At 40.4% G+C, this 19,838-nt stretch carries 23 protein-coding genes; 21 read left to right on the top strand and 2 right to left on the bottom strand.

Annotated features, from left to right (window positions below; genetic code table 11):
* Positions 1-117: 117 nt before the first annotated feature.
* Entirely contained in the window at positions 118-306 is a 189-nt protein-coding gene (locus EO121_RS03750) for a hypothetical protein (protein ID WP_009353434.1), read from the bottom strand.
* A gap of 546 nt (positions 307-852) precedes the next feature.
* On the opposite strand from EO121_RS03750, the gene EO121_RS03745 reads away from it, so the two are divergent.
* The 7 genes from EO121_RS03745 (at position 853) to rimM (ending at position 5,030) form a co-directional block, all read left to right on the top strand.
* Positions 853-1,674: a MerR family transcriptional regulator gene (locus EO121_RS03745; RefSeq protein WP_127166133.1), complete on the top strand. Its 822-nt coding sequence runs from the start codon at positions 853-855 to the stop codon at positions 1,672-1,674.
* Between the two features lie 224 nt (positions 1,675-1,898).
* Positions 1,899-2,222, top strand: a complete 324-nt coding sequence (ylxM, locus tag EO121_RS03740; RefSeq protein WP_127166131.1) for a YlxM family DNA-binding protein — start codon at positions 1,899-1,901, stop codon at positions 2,220-2,222.
* Between the two features lies 1 nt (position 2,223).
* On the top strand, positions 2,224-3,573 hold the full coding sequence (gene ffh / locus EO121_RS03735; protein WP_127166129.1) for a signal recognition particle protein: 1,350 nt from the start codon (positions 2,224-2,226) through the stop codon (positions 3,571-3,573).
* Between the two features lie 27 nt (positions 3,574-3,600).
* Positions 3,601-3,864 (top strand): 30S ribosomal protein S16, encoded by a 264-nt coding sequence (gene rpsP, locus EO121_RS03730; RefSeq protein WP_009353289.1) that lies wholly within the window; start codon positions 3,601-3,603, stop codon positions 3,862-3,864.
* 21 nt (positions 3,865-3,885) lie between these two features.
* Positions 3,886-4,113: a KH domain-containing protein gene (locus tag EO121_RS03725; RefSeq protein ID WP_009353402.1), complete on the top strand. Its 228-nt coding sequence runs from the start codon at positions 3,886-3,888 to the stop codon at positions 4,111-4,113.
* A 12-nt stretch (positions 4,114-4,125) separates the two neighbouring features.
* A complete protein-coding gene (locus tag EO121_RS03720; protein WP_127068203.1) occupies positions 4,126-4,533 on the top strand; it encodes a YlqD family protein in 408 nt (135 codons plus the stop codon).
* The gene (gene rimM, locus EO121_RS03715) at positions 4,533-5,030 is read left to right on the top strand and encodes a ribosome maturation factor RimM (protein ID WP_127166127.1); all 498 of its coding nucleotides are present in this window, start codon (positions 4,533-4,535) and stop codon (positions 5,028-5,030) included. Before EO121_RS03720 ends, rimM begins: the two co-directional genes overlap by 1 nt.
* 208 nt (positions 5,031-5,238) lie before the next feature.
* Here rimM and EO121_RS03710 read toward each other — a convergent pair whose 3' ends face one another.
* Complete coding sequence (locus EO121_RS03710; RefSeq protein WP_127166125.1) at positions 5,239-6,690, bottom strand: nucleotidyltransferase family protein; 1,452 nt, start codon at positions 6,688-6,690, stop codon at positions 5,239-5,241.
* Positions 6,691-6,983: 293 nt separating this feature from the next.
* On the opposite strand from EO121_RS03710, the gene EO121_RS03705 reads away from it, so the two are divergent.
* From EO121_RS03705 to secF, 14 genes are all read left to right on the top strand, one after another.
* On the top strand, positions 6,984-7,550 hold the full coding sequence (locus EO121_RS03705) for a hypothetical protein (protein ID WP_127161200.1): 567 nt from the start codon (positions 6,984-6,986) through the stop codon (positions 7,548-7,550).
* Between the two features lie 3 nt (positions 7,551-7,553).
* On the top strand, positions 7,554-8,768 hold the full coding sequence (locus EO121_RS03700) for an acetate/propionate family kinase (protein WP_062401717.1): 1,215 nt from the start codon (positions 7,554-7,556) through the stop codon (positions 8,766-8,768).
* A gap of 119 nt (positions 8,769-8,887) precedes the next feature.
* Entirely contained in the window at positions 8,888-9,514 is a 627-nt protein-coding gene (locus EO121_RS03695) for a hypothetical protein (RefSeq protein WP_127166123.1), read from the top strand.
* A 263-nt stretch (positions 9,515-9,777) separates the two neighbouring features.
* Positions 9,778-10,452 carry a DNA repair protein RadC gene (gene radC, locus EO121_RS03690; RefSeq protein WP_127161202.1) on the top strand — a complete coding sequence of 225 codons (675 nt, stop codon included), beginning with the start codon at positions 9,778-9,780 and terminating at the stop codon, positions 10,450-10,452.
* 69 nt (positions 10,453-10,521) lie between these two features.
* Positions 10,522-11,022 carry a crossover junction endodeoxyribonuclease RuvC gene (gene ruvC / locus EO121_RS03685; protein ID WP_009353415.1) on the top strand — a complete coding sequence of 167 codons (501 nt, stop codon included), beginning with the start codon at positions 10,522-10,524 and terminating at the stop codon, positions 11,020-11,022.
* Between the two features lie 7 nt (positions 11,023-11,029).
* Entirely contained in the window at positions 11,030-11,641 is a 612-nt protein-coding gene (ruvA, locus tag EO121_RS03680) for a Holliday junction branch migration protein RuvA (RefSeq protein WP_127166121.1), read from the top strand.
* A gap of 2 nt (positions 11,642-11,643) precedes the next feature.
* Positions 11,644-12,651 (top strand): Holliday junction branch migration DNA helicase RuvB, encoded by a 1,008-nt coding sequence (gene ruvB, locus EO121_RS03675; protein WP_127166119.1) that lies wholly within the window; start codon positions 11,644-11,646, stop codon positions 12,649-12,651.
* Positions 12,648-14,111, top strand: a complete 1,464-nt coding sequence (locus EO121_RS03670; RefSeq protein ID WP_240629386.1) for a SpoIID/LytB domain-containing protein — start codon at positions 12,648-12,650, stop codon at positions 14,109-14,111. The genes ruvB and EO121_RS03670 overlap by 4 nt, the downstream gene beginning before the upstream one ends.
* 11 nt (positions 14,112-14,122) lie before the next feature.
* Positions 14,123-15,148, top strand: a complete 1,026-nt coding sequence (queA, locus tag EO121_RS03665; protein ID WP_127166117.1) for a tRNA preQ1(34) S-adenosylmethionine ribosyltransferase-isomerase QueA — start codon at positions 14,123-14,125, stop codon at positions 15,146-15,148.
* A 45-nt stretch (positions 15,149-15,193) separates the two neighbouring features.
* Entirely contained in the window at positions 15,194-16,303 is a 1,110-nt protein-coding gene (gene tgt / locus EO121_RS03660; RefSeq protein ID WP_127166115.1) for a tRNA guanosine(34) transglycosylase Tgt, read from the top strand.
* A gap of 8 nt (positions 16,304-16,311) precedes the next feature.
* Positions 16,312-16,605 (top strand): preprotein translocase subunit YajC, encoded by a 294-nt coding sequence (yajC, locus tag EO121_RS03655; protein WP_009353379.1) that lies wholly within the window; start codon positions 16,312-16,314, stop codon positions 16,603-16,605.
* Entirely contained in the window at positions 16,605-17,174 is a 570-nt protein-coding gene (locus EO121_RS03650; protein ID WP_127166113.1) for a 5-formyltetrahydrofolate cyclo-ligase, read from the top strand. Before yajC ends, EO121_RS03650 begins: the two co-directional genes overlap by 1 nt.
* An 11-nt stretch (positions 17,175-17,185) precedes the next feature.
* Entirely contained in the window at positions 17,186-18,448 is a 1,263-nt protein-coding gene (secD, locus tag EO121_RS03645; protein WP_127068220.1) for a protein translocase subunit SecD, read from the top strand.
* Positions 18,445-19,341, top strand: coding sequence for a protein translocase subunit SecF (gene secF, locus EO121_RS03640; protein WP_127161207.1), 897 nt, complete (start codon positions 18,445-18,447; stop codon positions 19,339-19,341). Before secD ends, secF begins: the two co-directional genes overlap by 4 nt.
* Positions 19,342-19,838: the final 497 nt, after the last annotated feature.

Here is a 19,838-nt window from a genome sequence, read left to right as displayed (position 1 = left end):
CAAAAATAGAACCCCAACTCAAGGGAAGAAGAGTTGGGGTTTTGTTTCGGACTTTGTCCTATCTATTTCACTCAAAGGCTGGGGTATATTCTAATAGTATGGGCGTACGTATTTGAATCAACCTTTTTTGTGCTTACATTTACCAGCTGTGTTGCCGCTCATAATGCGGTTGAACATAGCATGGATTTCCTCGGAAGATTGACCTTCTTCACGAGCTGCTTCAATATGACGCATTGCCATATCGTAGCGTGCTAATTTTTCTGGATCGTTCGCGTAAAATTCGCGACCTTTGTGTCCACATGCCATAGGAATAGCCTCCTTTTTACAATATAGTTTATACTTATTAACTTGCTCATTGAGAACTCCTGTACAGTTAGTACCCGTCCTCTGTTATTATAATAAAGTATATGGTTGTGGTGGAGTCAATAAATAAAAAGAATTATTTTTAAAAATTTTCATATCTGTCATTAACCATTGATAGTATAAGGTTTATAGAACTTGAAGGGCTCTGGACTAGACTTTTTTATGAGAATTAATTTAATAATATAAAAAATACATGAATGAAAGTTAATATGTTAAAAAGCCCATAGTTATGCTATAGTATAGGTGTAGTTAAAACTATATACTTATAGTTTAGTTTTAACAAAAAACTTATATATTACACGAAATGAAAGAATAGAAGTATTATAAAGATTACAGATAATACAGATATGGCAAATCTTGTAAATGTATTATAAGGAACATGAGTATAAAAGGCATTACAGGCATTACAGGTGTTAGAGGTGTTAAATGTAGTAAACCGGTTAGAAAACTTAAAGACCTGTCGGAAATACAGTAGAAAGGATAGTATAGATGCGAAATATTTATATGACGATTGGAGATGTGTCAAAGATTTATGTCATATCAAAACAAACGATCTTATATTATGAAAAATTAGGATTGTTTCCTCCTGCAAAAATAGAAGAGAATGGATACCGCTATTATACATTAGAAGAATGCTATCGATTAGAGATTATTCTGACCCTAAAAAAACTAAATCTATCCTTGAAAGATATTCAAGATTATGTGGAACATCGAGGTCCACATATGTTGAAAACCTTATTAGAAGATGCACGCTATGGCTTTGATCGGGAGATTAACGATTTATATACGAATAAAATGAATTTAGAGAGAACCTTATTTAACTTAGAGCGATATTTAAAAATACCTCAAAATCGATTGTTCTTTGGTATGAAAGAAGAATCTTTCTATGCACTAACCCCGTATGATGCAACAGAAACAGGGAAGAAAAAGTTATTTACTTTGTTAGAACATCAAGCTAGACTTATAGAGGAAGTGCCTTTTAAAGCCATTCAAATTGGTATGGCTATCGATGGAGAAGACTATGAACAGGGAGATATCATCAAGTACAGCCATTATTGTACAGATGTAGGGTTTGATTATGAAGGAGACATGGAGATTGTTACTCGTCCTAGAGGGATGTATCTAGAAATGTTTTATACAGGTCTTTATGAAGAACAGGCTCAGTGGATGTACGATAAAGTAAGTAGTTATTTGTCTTATGAGGGATTACAAATTGCAGGTTCTGTATATATAGAACCAGTACGGAATTATTGGACAGAGACAAAACGTGAAGACTATTTATCTAAAATTACAGTACCTGTTGAGGAATAGGTGAAACATGTATACCGGAAAATTGGAAACAGAATATAAAAAATGAGTTACCATAAGACGCGATGCAGTACAAAATATTATAAGATGTTGTGGTATAGATTATTTTGTGTGTAAAGGCAATTCACTTTACAACTATTGACAAGTTAGGTAAATATTGGTAATATAGGGTGTAAATATTTTTTGCTTGACAGATAATGCTTTCAAAACGCTTAGAAGGAGGAACCATGGAAGAACGAATGACAATTAGTTTGTTGTTAGATTTTTATGGATCCTTGCTGACGGAGCGACAACGAGAATGTTATGCCTTACATCATGAAGATGATATGTCACTAGGTGAAATTGCAGAAGAAATGCATATCTCTAGGCAAGCTGTTCATGATAATATTGAACGAGCAAAGGCTAGTATGGAGGGGTATGAACAAAAGTTACACCTCATTGAACAATATTTACTACGGCGAAAGATTGTGAAACAGATTAGAGAAGAGCTAGTATCTACTGCCATTACATCTGAATCGATTCAATCATTATTAACACAATTGGAGGGCTAGTATGGCTTTTGAAAATTTAACACATAAATTACAAGAAGCCTTTGCATCCTTAAAAGGAAAAGGTAAAATTTCTGAAGAAGATGTTAACCTAGCGTTACGACAAGTTCGGTTTGCTTTGTTAGAAGCTGACGTAAACTTTGGAGTAGCGAAAGATTTCATTGCCCGTATCAAGGATAAAGCCTTGGGTGAGGAAGTATTTGGTTCCTTGAACCCTGCGCAAACGGTCATTAAAATTGTGAATGACGAATTGACAGAGTTATTAGGTGGAACGGAAAGTCGCATCATGATTTCTCCGAAAGCACCGACTATCATTATGTTGGTAGGCTTGCAAGGGGCAGGTAAAACGACTACGGCTGGTAAGTTGTCTGTACACCTTCGTAAACAAGGTAAGAATCCGATGCTAGTAGCAGCCGATGTGTATCGCCCAGCAGCGATTAAACAATTACAAGTAGTGGGAGCTCAAATCGATGTTCCTGTATTTGCGAATGAAACGCCGGGTGCAAATCCAGTTGAGATTGCTAAAGCTGGTATTGAAGAGGCAAAACGCTCGTTCAAAGATATTGTCATCATCGATACAGCAGGCCGCTTAGCCATTGATGAAACATTGATGGATGAACTCGCTAATATCAAGGCTGAAGTAAAACCTCATGAAATCTTGCTAGTGGTAGATGCCATGATCGGTCAAGATGCGGTGGGTACAGCTGAAGCATTTAATAATTACTTGGGCCTAGATGGTGTCATCCTAACAAAAATGGATGGTGATGCCCGTGGTGGTGCAGCGCTTTCTATTAAAGCAGTAACAGGAACACCTATTAAATTTACTGGTACTAGCGAAAAGATGGACGGCTTAGAAGTATTCCATCCGGATCGCATGGCATCTCGTATTCTTGATTTAGGCGATTTCAAAACATTGATTGAAAATGTGCAAAGTTCTATCGATGAAGAAGAAGCGAAAAAAATGGCTGAAAAGATGGCCAAAAATAGCTTTACCCTAGACGATTTCTTGGCACAAATGAATCAAATTCGCAAACTGGGGCCTTTGCAAAATATCTTGGGTATGCTGCCTGGTATGGGTAAATTGAAAGACCAGTTAGCTGGCTTTGACTTAGATAATAAAGAAGTGCGTCAAATTGAAGCTATCATCAAATCTATGACTATGGCGGAACGTACGAATCCTAATATATTGAATGGATCTCGTCGCAAACGTATTGCGGCAGGTTCTGGTACAACAGTACAGCGAGTGAATCAGTTAATTAAACAATTTGAGGATGCTCGCAAGTTTATGAAGCAAATGCAGTCTATGAGCAAAGGTAAGAAGGGTATGTTCCCTAAATTACCGTTCATGGGATAATATTCTATTTAAGGAGGTGAAAGAAGAATGTTAAAAATCCGTTTAACTCGTTTAGGTGCTAAAAAAGCTCCTTTCTATCGTATCGTTGTTGCTGACTCCCGCGCTCCACGCGAAGGTCGTCCAGTTGATACAGTAGGTCAATACGATGCTACTAAAAACCCAGCAATCGTTAATATTGACGAAGAGAAAGCATTAGAATGGTTGGGTAAAGGTGCACAACCTACTGATACTGTTCGCTCCTTGTTCAAAAAACATGGTGTTATGCAAAAATTTGCTGACGCTAAAAAATAATTAATAGAGAGGCGTACTGTGATGCAAGAATTAATTACATTAATTGTTCAATCATTAGTTAAGCAACCTGAAGCCGTTTCTGTTACTATGGAAGTTCGCGATCAAGTGGAAGTCTATGAAATCCGTGTCGCTCCTGATGATATGGGTAAAGTAATCGGAAAGCAAGGTAAGATTGCGAAAGCGATTCGCGCTGTGGCTAAAGCAGCGGCTATTAAAGAGAACAAGAAGATATCCGTTGATATTGTCTAAAAGGGTGGTAACATGGAAGAAATGACATTACGCGTACCCGTGGCAATTAAGTCTAAGGTTACGGACACTTTAAAAAACAAAATTATTGCTGATTTACAACAACAAATGAATATGGCGGACCAAGATTTGCAACAAATCGAATTTCAAGCTAAACGTTTGTTAAGTGAACAAGCAAAAATTGATGCACAAGGTTTAATCCAATTGCGTCAACAAATCGAGGAAGATAAGCAACAACGTATAGCTTTCAAAGCTCAAGTAGCAGAGCATTTGAAAGAAGCGGAAAAGCTTGAAATTGGTTCTGAAATTGCCCAAGGCCAAATGGAGCAAACTATTACTGTGAAAATCGGTGATAACTTAGATGCTCTTCTAGGGTCTGAAATTTTGCTAGAAGATGGCAAAGTTGTGGCATTCCGTAAATAATGGATACTCAAGAACTGATTACCATCGGTGTGATCGTCGCTCCGCACGGTGTGCGGGGCGATGTTCGTATATTGCCGAGAACAGACTTTCCAGAACGGTTTATGAAAATGGATGTGTGCTACATTAATGGTCAACCATACCATATTACATCTGCAAAGTTTCATAAGCAGTTTATATTGGCTACTTTCAAAGAATTGCCTGATCGCACCGCTGTAGAGCGTTTAGGTAAACAAGAAATAAAAGTGCCAAGACAAGATTTGGTGGAATTGCCTGAAGATAGGTATTATATCTTTGAAATCGAAGGCCTTGCCGTAGAAGATACAGAAGGTAATGATTTAGGCATTGTAAAAGAAGTATTACAGCCTGGTGCGAACGATGTTTACGTGGTAGCCAAAGAGGGGGAACCTGATTTATTATTGCCAGCTTTGAAAACGGTGGTATTAACCATTGATATTGAAGGTGGTAAGATGATCGTAGCCCCTCCAGAATGGTTGTAATAGAAAAGTCCCTTGTACTGAGTGCAATGATGCGTTCAGTACAGGGGACTTTTTGTATATTTGGGGTTCTATAATATATTTTGGGAGAGAGCAAAAGTCATCCCCCAAGATATATTCTTTATGCATAAAAATAGGTATATCAATTAGTTTACTTTACAACCTTAGTAAGGACATATATGAAAAAGCTAAATGTAGACTATATTAGACCTTACACATACATAGGACTAGTGGTGTAATCATAATGACTGTCACGATAGCGTGGATTATCTACGGTGAGTCGCCATAGTCGACTTGCTAGTTGATCTTGCTCGCACAGTACTTTGGTAATGCCAGTTACTTGCTGACAGAAAGGGGCCCACTTTTGCACAATGGGAATGGAGGCATGTTTTTCTTTTAAGTATTGACGACCTCGGTCGTTGAAAGCTAGCAGTCGTCCATAGGTAGGTCCTTGTCGGTGGCACTCTTGGAACATCTCTTGAGTGCGACGGAAGAGACTGTACGCAGCGATGCGATCGAGACGGGCGTAGGTATAGCGTCTTGATTTTAAACTTTCACGGGCTTGTTCCCAAGAAGAAAGGGTGCTCGCAGTAAGCCAGGCCTCTTCTAAACCGTCGCTCATGTCATGTAAGGTTTGCAAACCTTCTTTTGTTGCTACACGACTAGTGAGGTGGATCATGTCATAATAGCGGTTTAGATTGGCATAATAGTTAGCTTGTACGATGTCTATGGCAAGAGGGGCTACCATAGGGGGGAAGTAGTGATGCCAATTGAAAGTGTCTTCTTCTAAAGAAGAGGCGTCGATTCCTAATTCACCTAACGAGATAGATGCATCGTCTTCTAATGAGGCATAAGGTGCGTAAGAGGTATCAGACATTTGTAGTATGTTGTGAGACCTGGATAGACTGGAAGATGTTTGTTTGGATGTATAAATAGCATTTCGTAAGGCTGTGCCAGATGGAAACGAATCATCTAAGGTGGGATTGTGATGGGAACTAGTTCGTTTCACGGGAATGATGTCTAACTCGATGTGATAGCGATGTAAGGCACGTATGTATTCAATGCCTAAGATAGTGTTAGGGTCAGTGTCTAATATGCGCATATGGTTTGAGTTTTCTAATACACTGTCTTTAGATGATTGTTGTTCTGTTGGTGAAAGTACGGTATCAGATGTGTTTTTGCCTGAGACATCATGGGTATTCATTGAGGTACTTACTGAATAATACTGCTGGATTGCTTTGCGTAAGGCTGTACCATAGGAGTATCCTTGAGTCAAGAGTGTGCGCAATGATTCTTGTGTACTAGGATGGTCTAGAGTTTCTGCAACGGATACAAGTTCCTCTACATCTGTATGGCTGGCACCAAATGAGATAGCGTCACACCCTAGGGCATGTAATAATCTGACACCACCGGATGCAAAATATTCTGCCGAACTAACGGCGAACATAGAAGGTAGTTCAAAGACGATATCAGCACCACCCATAACAGCCCATTGAGCACGGTGAAATTTAGAAAATATGGCAGGTGTCCCCCGTTGCACGAAATCTCCACTCATCACAACGAGCAAGGTTGAGTTAGGATATATACGGCGAAGCTCTTGTAATTGATGGGCATGCCCTTTGTGAAAGGGATTATATTCTGCAATAATTCCTATGGTGTTCATAATCTAGTACCTCCTATTATGTATATTAGTATATCATGAGATAAAACTTTCATAAACGCTGCCCATAGGGTAACTGGTTGGGTGGAAAGGTGATATACTATAGATGTAGAAAGGAATGAAGTAAAATGAATGTTAAAGAGCTTAAACAATTTTACAATGAACAGCAAGATATGTTTTTATAATCTATATAAAAGAGTTACAATACATGAAAGAAGTCATAAAAAGGGGTGGAAAAAAACGTGACATTAATGGTATAATTGACTGTAGAAATTGTGTCTATTAGAGGTAAGTATATGAAACAATATATCATAGCCCTTGGTTTAGGGATGGTGTTGTTCTTGGGTGGCTGTGGTAGTCAACAAGCCATCGATACCTATAGTTTTGGTCAGAAAGTCATCAATGTAGGTCAATCTGAAGTGATTGTGGATTCTCCGTTTGACTTCGGTCAGTTGGATAGAATTACAGCTAATGAAAAGGGACAACCTTTGACCATCTATGCAGGACTAGATAAAAATTATGGTGTCTATGTAAGCGCTACACAAGCTTCTACAGGTGCACCATTGCCAACATTAGAAGAGGGCACAAAATTAGCGCAACAGGAATTGGCCAAAGAATTAGGTCAAGCTGGTGCTAAAGCACAATGGACTCAAGAAGCTGTGCAAGTAGACGGTGTGAATGCCGTTAAATCTAGTACGACGGCGGGTTCCAATGGGCAAACAATTCGGTTCACTCAGTATACTTTCATCAACAAAGGTGTACTGTGGAATATACGCTATTCATACAGTGATCAATCTCTGCAAGGAGAAGATATCAATCAACGTGTGAATGGGCACATTCAAGTTACTAAGAAAGAGGGATAAGTAATGAACGTTTTAGTCGTAAACTGCGGTAGCTCCTCCTTGAAGTATCAATTAATTGATATGGAGCATGAAGTTGTATTGGCGAAAGGTCAATTCGAAAAAATCGGTTCCGATGATGCAATTTTCACTCATCGTCGTCCAGATGCAGACAAATTAGAACGCATCGAACCAGTAGCTGACCACAAAGTGGCGTTACAAGTCTTATTGGATATTTTGGTAGATCCAGAACATGGCGTGATTGGTTCCATGGATGAAATCGACGCTGTAGGTCATCGTGTAGTACATGGCGCTGAAAAATTCGCTGATTCCGTATTGATTACTCCTGCAGTGATGGAGGCATTGGAAGAATGCGCGAAAATTGCTCCACTTCACAATCCTCCAAACATCCAAGGTATCGAAGCATGCCAAAAAATTATGCCAAATGTACCACAAGTTGGTGTATTTGATACAGCATTCCATCAAACAATGCCTGCTGAGGCGTTCTTGTATGGTCTTCCATACGAAGCATACACTGATTTAGGTGTTCGCCGTTATGGTTTCCATGGTACTTCCCACAAATATGTGGCACAACGTGTGGCTGAATTGATGGGTAAACACATGTCCGACCTTCGTATCGTATCCTGTCACTTGGGTAATGGTTCTTCCGTTACAGCTATCAAAGGTGGCCGTTCTATCGATACTTCCATGGGTTTCACTCCATTGTCCGGTTTGATCATGGGTACTCGTTGTGGTGATATTGACCCAGCTATCGTGCCTTACTTGATGGAAAAATGGGATATGACATACCATGAAATCGATGCTATCATGAATAAAAAATCTGGCGTATTCGGTATTTCTGGTGTATCTAATGACTTCCGCGTTATCGAAGAAGCTGCTGAAGAAGGCAATAAACGTGCGCAATTAGCATTGGATATGTTCCACTACAAAGTACGTGCTACAATCGGTGCTTACGTAGCTGTTATGGGCGGCGTTGACGCTATCGTATTCACAGCTGGTATCGGTGAAAATGGTATTGGTAACCGTGATGCAATCTGCAATGGTTTAGAATACTTAGGTACTCGTATTGACCCTGAACGCAACAATGTTCGTGGTAAAGAAGCGGAAATCAGTGCAGAAGGTTCCAAAGTTAAAATCTTTGCAATCCCTACAAATGAAGAAATCATGATCGCTCGTGATACAAAACGTATTACAGCTCCATTAGTGATGAAAAACTGGTAATCTTTGATTACTTGTGAAAGAGTCCCCTCTATGAGGGGCTCTTTTTTTGTTGACAAATGCTTTCATCGGTTGTTATTCTAACAGTAGGATGATGATACTGTTGATGAAAGGATGAGATCATGTCTATACAATATCAAGAACAATCGAAACGATCCAAAGCTGGCATTGCATTAGTTACTGTATTTATTGTGATAGCATTGGGTGCGTTGGCATATAGTGTATGGCGCTATGTGGAGTTAGGTAGTATAGCCTTAGCGGAAATATTAATAGAAGGAATGATTCTATTTGTCCTTGTATCGCAGGCAGTGGGGACCTATACATTTAGGTTGACCGAATCGGATCTCATCATTGATGAGGTAGGCTTATTAGGAAAGAAACGAATGATCATTCCTTATACAATGATCAACGGGGTCTACCAATTTAAACAATCGATGATGCCCCCATTGAAATTTCGCTATAAATATCGTAAATTATCGTCCACTGATGATCGCCCTGTATGGGCCTTAGCTTACTCAGTGGTAGAAGGGAAAAAGTTAAAACATGGCCGTGTGTTATTAAAAGCAGAACAAGAGTTGTTTGATGATTTAGCGCAGCATGTACCGAATTTGATACAGGTGAAAGAAGACCAAGTTGTCTTTCATGCATACCTAAGAGAAGATGCTTTCAAACATGGAGAAGATTTTGCGATCTATGCAGCCAATGTATATGGGCAAGGTCAAGCGGGTGCAGAGGATGTGAAAGAATAAGCTTTTCTTAGTATAGGTTAGAAAGGGAGTTTACCCTAAGCTGATTGGTATCATTAGACTTCGACTGAGGTGGAATCTGTGAGAGAACTTGGATAAAGTTTGAAGAAAATAAAAGGACTTTTCAAATCTATAGCGAATATACATAGTAAAGAAAGATATATGAGTGCCCACGATGGGGACATAGTGATGCGTCACACTCTTTGGAGTGTGGCGTGTTGTCGTTTATAGGGCTAAAGGATGTACTTTCAAATGTTGGAGGAATTATGTTGGATTTACAATCATATCAAATGCCACGAGAAAAATTTATTGCCTTAGGAGCGGAAGCGTTAGAGTTGGAAGAATTATTAGCCATTTTATTGCGTACAGGGTGCAAAGGTTCCACCGTCTTAGAAGTGGCTCATGAAGTGGTGAAACGCATGGAAGGATTGGTAGGAGGCTTGAACAATGTTACCGTAGATGCTTTGCGAGAAATTGATGGCATTGGGCAAGACAAGGCGGTGACTATTTGTGCGGCTATCGAACTGGGCAGACGTCTAGGACAGATGAAAGTGAAACGAGATTGGGAAGATTTTAGCACTCCGGAGGCGGCTGCTAACTACATGATGGAACGTCTCCGTCATAAAACAGAAGAACATTTTTATGTTTTATTACTGACGGTAAAAAATAAATTGATTAAGCCTGTTCTGATTTCTAAAGGAGGATTGACTAGTAGTACGGCGGAGCAACGAGCAGTATTCCGTCAAGCTATCGATGCCAATGCGGCGGCTATTATTTTGATGCATAACCACCCATCAGGAGATCCTACCGAGAGTAGTGATGATGTACGGGTGACTAAAATTTTTGCTAGAGCTGGGGAAGTGATGGGTATCCCTGTGTTAGATCATATCATTATTGGTGATGGTATCTATGTAAGCTTATTAGAAAAAGGGATACTATAGGTGCAGATGTTCTATAAATTTGCTATAATTAAATGATTAGAACAATGAAAAGGAATCAGAGGTTATAGCGTGCGAATTATTGGAATAGATCCGGGCTATGCGATTTGTGGCTATGGTATCATTGATGTCATAGGAAGCTCTTTAAAACCTGTTACCTATGGAGTGATAACCACAGAGGCGAAAACGCCAGAAGCAAGCCGGTTAGAAATTATATTTAATGAACTAAGCGATATTTTAGAAGAATTTCGCCCTCAAAAGTTTGGTATAGAAAAATTGTACTTTGCCCGCAATGTAACGACGGGTATCGGTGTAGCACAAGCGAGAGGTGTTACCTTATTGGCGGCGAGTCAACAAGACTTACCAATTTACGAATATACACCATTGCAAGTGAAACAATCTGTGGTGGGCTATGGGAAAGCTACAAAAGAGCAGGTCACGTATATGACGATGAACTTATTGGGGATTCGTGAAAAAATTAAGCCCGATGATGCGGCTGATGCTTTGGCGATTGCTATCTGTACAGCCCATAGTTCTCATACGGATACATTAAAGCAAATTTTACAGTTGTGAGGAATTTATGATTGCATATATAAAAGGGATTGTTACCCATCGATTACTGGATGCGGTGTACGTCAATGTTCATGATGTAGGGTATCGTGTGTACGTGCCTAGTTCAGTGCAAAGTCAATTACAGGTAGGCGGGGAAACTTGTTTATTTACGTATACTAATGTTCGTGAAGATGCCATTCAGCTATATGGTTTTTTGACGATGGAAGATTATGAGTTATTTTTACTGCTCATCTCCGTATCAGGAGTGGGGCCTAAATTAGGTCTTGGTATTTTATCAGCTATTAGTCCAGAACATTTTGTAGGACTCATCATTAGTGGTGATACAAAAGGTCTTCAGAAATTGCCTGGTATTGGTAAAAAATCAGCAGAGCGATTGGTGCTAGAGTTAAAAGACAAAATTGAAAGCCTCGGTATTGCAGGAACTTTTGCGACGACGGGAAGAATTTCACCAGTAGAACAAGTGCCTGTAGGTGCTACCGAAGAAGTGCTAGAAGCACTTATGGCATTAGGATATAGCGCACAAGAGGTGCAGCCAGTAATCCAAGAAGTTTACGATGGAACACAAGAAGTACCAGTCTTATTAAAACAAGTATTAGCGGCATTGGGTAAAGGACGATAAGAATGGATCAAGAAAATCGAATTGTAACCATGCAAGAACGGGAGGAAGACAATTGGCAATTTAGTCTTCGTCCTCGCTATTTAAAAGAATATATTGGACAAACACAGGCAAAGGAGAATCTTCATATTTTTATTGAGGCGGCCAAGCTGCGAGGAGATACCTTGGACCATGTTTTACTCTATGGACCTCCAGGGTTAGGGAAAACCACCTTGGCAGGAATCGTTGCTAATGAATTGGGCGTAAACTTCCGAGTTACCTCTGGACCAGCCATAGAACGAGCTGGTGATTTGGCAGCTTTATTGAGCAATTTGCAACCGGGAGATGTACTGTTTATCGATGAAATCCATCGTTTATCTCGCTCTGTAGAAGAAGTGCTATATTCTGCTATGGAAGATTATGCTTTAGATATCATTATTGGTAAAGGTCCGAGTGCTAGATCGGTGCGCATTGAATTGCCTAAATTCACGCTAATTGGTGCCACAACACGAGCAGGATCTTTGGCGGCACCGCTGCGTGATCGCTTTGGTGTGATTAGCCGTTTAGAATATTACAAGCAAAATGAGCTAGAATTTATTGTGAGCCGTTCTGCTGATATTTTAGATATTCATATGGATCCAGAAGGGGCTAGTGAAATCGCTCGTCGTTCTAGAGGAACCCCTCGTATTGCCAATCGTTTATTGAAACGTGTTCGTGATGTAGCGCAAGTATTGGGTGATGGTGTGATTACAAAAGAAATTGCAGATCAGGCATTACAGCGTTTAGATATTGATAAGCTAGGTTTAGATCGGATAGACCGACGTATTTTATGTACTATTATTGAAAAATTTGATGGTGGCCCTGTAGGGGTGGACACGATTGCAGCCTCAGTGAGTGAGGAACGTGAAAGTGTTGAAGATGTGTATGAACCGTATTTGATGCAACTTGGCTTATTGGCACGAACAAATCGCGGTCGTATCGTCACTCCTGCTGCCTATGACCACTTGGGGATACCTAGGAAGGTGGATGCATGAGACAGGTAGGATATCGCTATGTGGCGATAGCAGTGATGGCCGCTCTATTGGGAAGTACGCCATTTATAGGGATGGCTGCACCGCAAAAGGAAGTGCCGAAACGTACAACAGTGAAATCGACTTTTGTGAAACCGAATGAAAGAAAAGCTCCAACAGTACCAAAACGAGTGATTCAAAAACCTACGGTGAAGGGATCGAATGCTGGAAAACAGACCGTGTCGGAGTCTAATAAAAAAGATAAAAAAGGAGCTACCCAAGCAGTAGCTAATATAGTAAGAGAATCAGGTTCTAGTGGAGAACCGGTGATACGAGTATTGCTAGGGCATCGATCACAATCTTTTTCCATTAGTAGCGCTATGCCTATGGTTGTTCTAGATAGTCGTGGACATCAAGTACAAACTATCAAAGAAAATCAGACTGTGACAGTTTCGAGTGGAGGCGGTTCAGTACAGATAAATGGACATAGTATTGATACGTCTATTACCGTTCAAAATGTACAAGGTAGATATGGATCTGAATTACAAACGTTAGGTAAAACCTATCGAGGAGCCATCACTGTGCATGGTAATGCATCAGGATCCATGAGTGTACTCAATGTATTGGGCTTAGAACAATATGTACAAGGGGTAGTCCCAGAAGAAGTGGTACCTAGTTGGCCTACGGCGGCTCTAGAAGCGCAAGCAGTGGCGGCTAGAACCTATGCTTTGCACTCGATGAAGAGCAAACAAAATAGTATGTATGATATTGGAACTACTACAGCTGACCAAGTATATGGAGGGAAAAGTAGTGAGTTTGTAAGCACAAATACAGCGGTAAAGCGTACACATGGCATGGTTCTCACTTATCAGGGCCAACCGATTAATGCTCTTTTTCATTCCGATGGAGGTGGCTATACAGAGGATAGCGTGAACCTATGGGGTAATGATTTGCCCTACTTAAAAGGGGTGCAAGATTACTCGAATCATGAGGGTACAACTGTATGGAATGTCATTACTAGCCGTCAAAGTATAGAGCAAAAATTAGCAGCAGCTAGCAAATCGGTAGGGTACTTACAGAAAATTGAATTATCTCCATTGGCAGATCGACCTATGAAAGTACAAGATCGAGGGGTTTCAGGGCGTGTAAAAACAATGAAATTTGTAGGTGAAAAGGGTTCTATATCGCTTACAGGAGAACAGGTGCAAGGGATATTTGGCTTAAAGTCCACCTTATTTGATTTTTATGTAGGACAAACACCGCCGAGTCGGATTCAGGGGTTTTCCGTAAAAGCTAACCATACGTTTAGTAAAGCGAATCAGACTGTGACAATTCATGGATATGGTTGGGGACATGGTTTGGGACTTTCACAGTGGGGAGCGGCGGAAATGGCTAGCCGAAAAGAGGCAAGTCAGCCTGATTATTATAAAGTAATTTTACAACATTATTACCAAGGTACGGCACTCACGAAACTGTACAATTAATGAGGAATAGTATGAAAGTATCTGATTTTAATTATGATTTACCTGAGGAACTCATTGCACAACATCCGGTAGAACCACGGGATACGTCGCGATTGATGACCTTGGACAAGGTAAGTGGAGAGATATGCCATAAAGCATCCTTTCACTCCATACTAGATGAACTATGTGAAGGGGATGTGTTAATCTTTAATAACACTAAGGTTATCCCTGCTCGTTTGTATGGAGAACGTAAAAGGACAGGTGGTAAGGTAGAAGTGCTACTGTTAACGCCCAAAGGAGAACATCTTTGGGAGTGTCTGGTAAAGCCAGGGAAAAAATGTCTAAAGGGACAACTCTTATCCTTTGGTCCTAATCTAGAGGCGGAGGTTATAGACCATACAGATTTTGGCGGTCGACTGATTCAATTTAAGCCGAACGGTAATTTTGATGAGATTATTAATGATATTGGGGAAATGCCATTGCCTCCGTATATCCATGTAAAACTAGAAGACAAAGATAGATACCAAACGGTATATGCCAAAGAAAAAGGATCCGCAGCAGCACCCACAGCAGGCTTACATTTTACACCGGAATTATTGGATGAAATTCAGCGCAAAGGGGTACAAATTGGATTTGTTACATTGCATGTAGGGCTAGGCACATTCCGCCCTGTGTCGGCAGAATCCATTGAAGACCATGATATGCATAAAGAGTTCTATCACGTGTCGGAAGAAACTGCAGAATTGGTGAATCGTGCTAAAGCAGAAGGTCGAAGAGTGATTGCCGTAGGAACTACATCAGTGCGTACCTTAGAATCAGCAGCGACCGAGGTAGGTCATGTAAGGAGCGGATCCGATTGGACTCAAATCTTTATTTATCCTGGCTATGAGTACAAGATGGTAGATGCATTGATCACTAACTTTCATCTCCCACAGTCTACCTTACTCATGCTCATTAGCGCCTTAGCTGGCAGAGAGCATTGTCTGGCGGCCTATGAAGAGGCGGTACGTGAAAAATATAGATTTTTCAGCTTTGGTGACGCAATGTTCATTCGATAAGTTGAAAGTTGTGTTATAATACAGAAGTAATAAAGGAGTGTGTATATGGCGATTAGATATGAATTGCAAAAACAATGTCCCCACACAGGTGCACGGGCAGGGTTATTGCATACTCCTCATGGAACCTATGAAACACCGATGTTTATGCCCGTAGGGACACAGGCAACGGTAAAAACATTGGCCCCAGAGGAGCTGAAAGCGATGGGTTCTCAAGTGATTTTGAGTAATACCTATCATTTATTCTTGCGCCCAGGCGCTGACCTAGTGGAAGAAGCGGGCGGATTGCACAAGTTCATGAACTGGGACCAAGCCATCTTAACCGATAGTGGCGGGTTCCAGGTGTTCAGTTTAGGAAAGCTGCGCAAGATTACCGAAGAAGGAGTGAATTTCAGATCACATCTAGATGGGTCGAAAAAATTCTTATCTCCAGAAGTGGCTACGAAAGTACAGGAACAATTAGGGTCTGACATTATGATGGCATTCGATGAATGTATCCCTTATCCTGCGGATCATCGATATGCAGATGCATCGACAGCACGGACCACACGTTGGGCGGAACGTTGCCAAGAGGCACGTCGTTCTAAGAACCAAGGTATGTTCGGTATCGTCCAAGGTGGCATGTACAAAGACCTGCGTGAAAGAAGTGCCAAAGAGTTAGTGGCTATGGGCTTTGAAGGGTATAGCATTGGTGGCCTTTCGGTAGGGGAACCACATGATTTGATGTATGAAGTACTAGAATATACAACACCATTGTTGCCTGCCAATAAAGCTCGTTATTTGATGGGTGTTGGTACTGCTGACTGTTTAGTGGAAGGGGTAGCTCGTGGTGTCGATATGTTTGACTGCGTATATCCAACACGTGTGGCCCGCAATGGTATGGCCATGACATGGAAAGGGCGATTGAATTTACGCAATGCTTCTTTCATACGTGACTGGGGTCCGATTGAAGAAGGTTGTGGCTGTTATGCGTGCCAAAACTATTCAAGAGCTTATATTCGACATCTATATAAGGCAGAAGAAATTTTGGCTTTCCGATTGGTGTCGTATCATAATTTATATTTCTTACTAGAATTTATGCGTCAAATGCGTAAAGCTATCCTAGAGGATCGCTTTGTAGCATTCCGCGAAGAGTTCTGGCAGTATTTTACTAAATAGGAGGACTTATGGATTTCTTAGAATTTTTCCAAGGACAAACAGGGCAAGCGATTTTACCATTGTTGATTATGGTCGTGATTTTCTACTTCTTGTTATATCGTCCGCAAAAGAAACAACAAAAACAACGTCAAGTGTTATTGAACAGTCTAAAAAAAGGTCAAAAAGTATTGACTGTTGGCGGTATTTATGGCGAAATTGTTTCCTTAACAGAAGATACATTAGTGTTACAAGTGTCTGAAAAAGTAGAAATGAAGTTTGCTCGTACAGCCATAGCTCAAGTTCTTGGAAAGGAACAAAAGTAATGGATAAGACGGCATTGCGCAAAACGTTTTTAGAACGCCGTCGCAGTGTACCAGTCCAAGAGGTTCCTACGTGGTCGGCACAATTGGCGGATCGACTGTGGGCTATGCCTACAGTGGTTGATGCGGAGCATATCATGGCGTACTTGGCTATGCCCAAGGAAGCTAATCTTGATGCTTTCATTATAGAAGCCTTGGAGCAGGGGAAGCATGTTTATGTACCTGTGTGCGTGACCAAAACAGAGATGGTAGGCGTTCGGATTACTGATTTAGAGTCACTCGCAAGGGGAATATTGGGAATCCGTATTCCAAACGAACCCTATGATATCGTAGAACCAACACAATTGGATTGTATTCTCGTTCCTGGTCTTGCCTTTGATCGTAGAGGCGGTCGCATGGGAATGGGGGCTGGATATTATGACCGATACTTACAACAGATTGCTGTAGAGAACCGAATCGGTATAGCCTGGGATAATCAAATTTCAGAAGAAATGTTACCCATGGCACCTCATGATGAGTGGATGCATACCATTGTGACACCATCAGAGAGTATCCATTGTTATAAAGAATAGGAGGGAATCCATTGAACACAAAAGCAGCTTTACGCTTTTTCGGCGTAGTAGCAGTGATTTTAGGCCTATTTATTTGGCTCATTGGACCACTTGCTAACTCCATTAAACAAGGGTTGGATTTACAAGGTGGTACTCACATTGTATTAGAAGCGCAAGATTCTGGACCTAACGTGGTTACTGATGATGCAGTAGAACGGGTTATTCAAATCTTAGGCCGTCGTATTAATGAAATGGGTTTAACTGAGCCTATCATTCAACGTGAAGGTAAAAAACGTATCATTATCGAATTACCTGGTGAAAAAGATCCGCAAAAAGCCATCGAAACAGTTGGTAAAACGGCGGTTCTTGAGTTCCGTGATGAAAATGGAAAAGTCCATTTAGATGGTAATGACTTAAAAGATGCAAAAGAACAATTAGAAGGTAAACAAGCATCCGTTAATATCCAATTAACAGATGAAGGTGCGAAAAAATTCGGCGCTTTAACAACAGCTAATATTGGTCGTCACATCGGCATTTATTTGGATGGTGAGCAATTGACAAATCCAGTGGTCAACGAACCAATTACTGGTGGTAGTGCTCGTATTACTGGTAGCCGTGACTTGGAAGAAGCGAAAAGCTTAGCTATTTTACTACGTTCTGGTGCATTGCCTGTAAAAGTAGAAGTTATGGAAGTGCGTACCGTTGGTCCTACCTTGGGGCAAGACTCTAAAGATAAATCTGTTGTAGCTTTTGGTGTTGGTATTGCTTTAATCATTGCATTTATGCTTGTGTTATACAGATTATCTGGATTCGTAGCGACGATCGCTTTGTTAGTGTTTGTGTTAATTTTGGTAGCGATCTTAGGGCCGCATGCTTTGAATGCGACCATGACCTTGCCAGGTGTAGCTGGTATTATCCTCAGTATGGGGGTTGCCGTGGACGCGAACATCTTAATCTTTGAACGGTTCAAAGAAGAAGTGGTGGAAGGTAAAACATTGCGCATGTCCATGGAATCTGGTTTCCGCCGTGCTTTTGATACGATCTTTGATGCGAATACATCCGTTATGATTACAGCGGTGATCCTCATTGTTCTTGGTAGTGGACCTGTAAAAGGTTTCGCTATCAACTTGGCATTAGGTGTTATCGTATCCATGTTTACAGCTGTATCTATGAGTCGTACCTTGATGCATATGCTCATTGCGGCACAAATTACGAACCGACCATTCTGGTATGGATCTAACGTATCTCCATCTGTTACGATTGAAGCATTTAAGAAAGGAGATAAGAAAAAATGACATTTGATGTAATAAAACGTCATCGTTGGTGGTTTAGTATCTCCTCCATTGCAGTTATTCTAAGTATCATTTCCATGTTTATGTATGGATTTAACTTTGGTATCGATTTTACAGGTGGTACCATTGTAGAAGTGGAATTTAGTAAACCAGTGCAGGTATCTGCTGTACGGGAAAATTTGAAAGCTTTTGAATTGGAAAATGCAGTGATCCAATTATCTGGTGCAGATGCTACTGAATCAGAAGGTAAAACGGTAATGATTCGTACTCGTAACCTTGAGGCTAGTGAAAGTCAAGCTGTGGTAGCGGCGTTGAATAAAAACTTAGCAGAAGGTACGGTAAAACGGATTGAATCTGTAGGTGCTGTGATCGGTTCTGAAGTCACAGAGCATGCATTGATTAATTTGCTCATCGCTTTCGTAGCGCTAGCACTATATATTACATATCGATTTGAGTATCGTGTAGCCTTGTCTTGTTTGTCTGCTATCTTCCATGACCTTATCATGGTATTAGGGATATTCTCTTTCTTCCATTTAGAAATTGATTCATCCTTCTTGGCGGCGATTTTGACGGTTATTGGTTACTCCATGAACGAATCTGTCGTAATCTTTGACCGTATTCGTGAAAATACACATACTCATAAGCGTACTGATACATTTGCAGATCTTGCCAATGCAAGTATCCATCAAAGTATTCATCGTTCTTGTTATACATTATCTACAGTATTATTTGCATGTTGTTCCTTGTACTTCTTTGGTGGGGATACAACAAAGAACTTTGCTTTATGTATGATCGTAGGTTTCGTCAGTGGTGCGTACTCATCCATTTGCGTAGCTACATCTTTGTGGGCAATTTGGAAATCCAACAATAAAAAAGATGCACGAAATCGTCTCTAATGAAGCTATTCTGTTTTGCTAGAATGCTTGATTGGTGAAAGGGAAACGAGCAACATATTCCTTCTCAAGCTATACAGTGGTTATGCTTGTTCAGGAACATGTTGCTCGTTTCTGCATTTCGGCATTTAGGTAATAAGGATATAGCAAAACGTTCTACGCAAAGATGGCATTCCTTGGTGGTGTCATTAGAAACGAGCAATATATTTCTTCTCAAGCTATACGGTGGTTATGCTTGATTAAAAAATATTGGGAAAGGGGTTGCAAAATGTTTAAAAATATCATATAATACATTCAGTGCTTGAGACACAAGCACTTTTAATTTTCTTACAGCTTAGTAATTAAGAAAATTAAAAAGATTAAAAATAACTGTTGACACGAAATTGTGAATCTGTTATTATAATCTAGTCGCCACAACACAGCGTTGTGAATGACAAAGTTGATCTTTGAAAACTGAACAATGTAAGGTAATTACTTCGAAAGAAGTAAACATAAGCCAG

This window comes from Veillonella sp. CHU732 (genome assembly GCF_003992085.1).
Classification (GTDB): Bacteria; Bacillota; Negativicutes; order Veillonellales; family Veillonellaceae; genus F0422.
This window is presented reverse-complemented; position numbering and strand designations above follow the sequence as displayed.

Coding starts and splice junctions, on each gene's coding strand:
- EO121_RS03705 (WP_127161200.1), top strand. CDS start 6,984: ATGAAACAATATATCATAGCCCTTGGTTTAGGGATGGTGTTGTTCTTG.
- EO121_RS03700 (WP_062401717.1), top strand. CDS start 7,554: ATGAACGTTTTAGTCGTAAACTGCGGTAGCTCCTCCTTGAAGTATCAA.
- queA (WP_127166117.1), top strand. CDS start 14,123: ATGAAAGTATCTGATTTTAATTATGATTTACCTGAGGAACTCATTGCA.
- EO121_RS03750 (WP_009353434.1), bottom strand. CDS start 306: ATGGCATGTGGACACAAAGGTCGCGAATTTTACGCGAACGATCCAGAA.
- rimM (WP_127166127.1), top strand. CDS start 4,533: ATGGATACTCAAGAACTGATTACCATCGGTGTGATCGTCGCTCCGCAC.
- EO121_RS03725 (WP_009353402.1), top strand. CDS start 3,886: ATGCAAGAATTAATTACATTAATTGTTCAATCATTAGTTAAGCAACCT.
- yajC (WP_009353379.1), top strand. CDS start 16,312: ATGGATTTCTTAGAATTTTTCCAAGGACAAACAGGGCAAGCGATTTTA.
- radC (WP_127161202.1), top strand. CDS start 9,778: ATGTTGGATTTACAATCATATCAAATGCCACGAGAAAAATTTATTGCC.
- EO121_RS03710 (WP_127166125.1), bottom strand. CDS start 6,690: ATGAACACCATAGGAATTATTGCAGAATATAATCCCTTTCACAAAGGG.
- ruvB (WP_127166119.1), top strand. CDS start 11,644: ATGGATCAAGAAAATCGAATTGTAACCATGCAAGAACGGGAGGAAGAC.
- EO121_RS03650 (WP_127166113.1), top strand. CDS start 16,605: ATGGATAAGACGGCATTGCGCAAAACGTTTTTAGAACGCCGTCGCAGT.
- ruvA (WP_127166121.1), top strand. CDS start 11,030: ATGATTGCATATATAAAAGGGATTGTTACCCATCGATTACTGGATGCG.
- EO121_RS03720 (WP_127068203.1), top strand. CDS start 4,126: ATGGAAGAAATGACATTACGCGTACCCGTGGCAATTAAGTCTAAGGTT.
- secF (WP_127161207.1), top strand. CDS start 18,445: ATGACATTTGATGTAATAAAACGTCATCGTTGGTGGTTTAGTATCTCC.
- tgt (WP_127166115.1), top strand. CDS start 15,194: ATGGCGATTAGATATGAATTGCAAAAACAATGTCCCCACACAGGTGCA.
- ffh (WP_127166129.1), top strand. CDS start 2,224: ATGGCTTTTGAAAATTTAACACATAAATTACAAGAAGCCTTTGCATCC.
- rpsP (WP_009353289.1), top strand. CDS start 3,601: ATGTTAAAAATCCGTTTAACTCGTTTAGGTGCTAAAAAAGCTCCTTTC.
- EO121_RS03695 (WP_127166123.1), top strand. CDS start 8,888: ATGTCTATACAATATCAAGAACAATCGAAACGATCCAAAGCTGGCATT.
- EO121_RS03745 (WP_127166133.1), top strand. CDS start 853: ATGCGAAATATTTATATGACGATTGGAGATGTGTCAAAGATTTATGTC.
- ylxM (WP_127166131.1), top strand. CDS start 1,899: ATGGAAGAACGAATGACAATTAGTTTGTTGTTAGATTTTTATGGATCC.
- EO121_RS03670 (WP_240629386.1), top strand. CDS start 12,648: ATGAGACAGGTAGGATATCGCTATGTGGCGATAGCAGTGATGGCCGCT.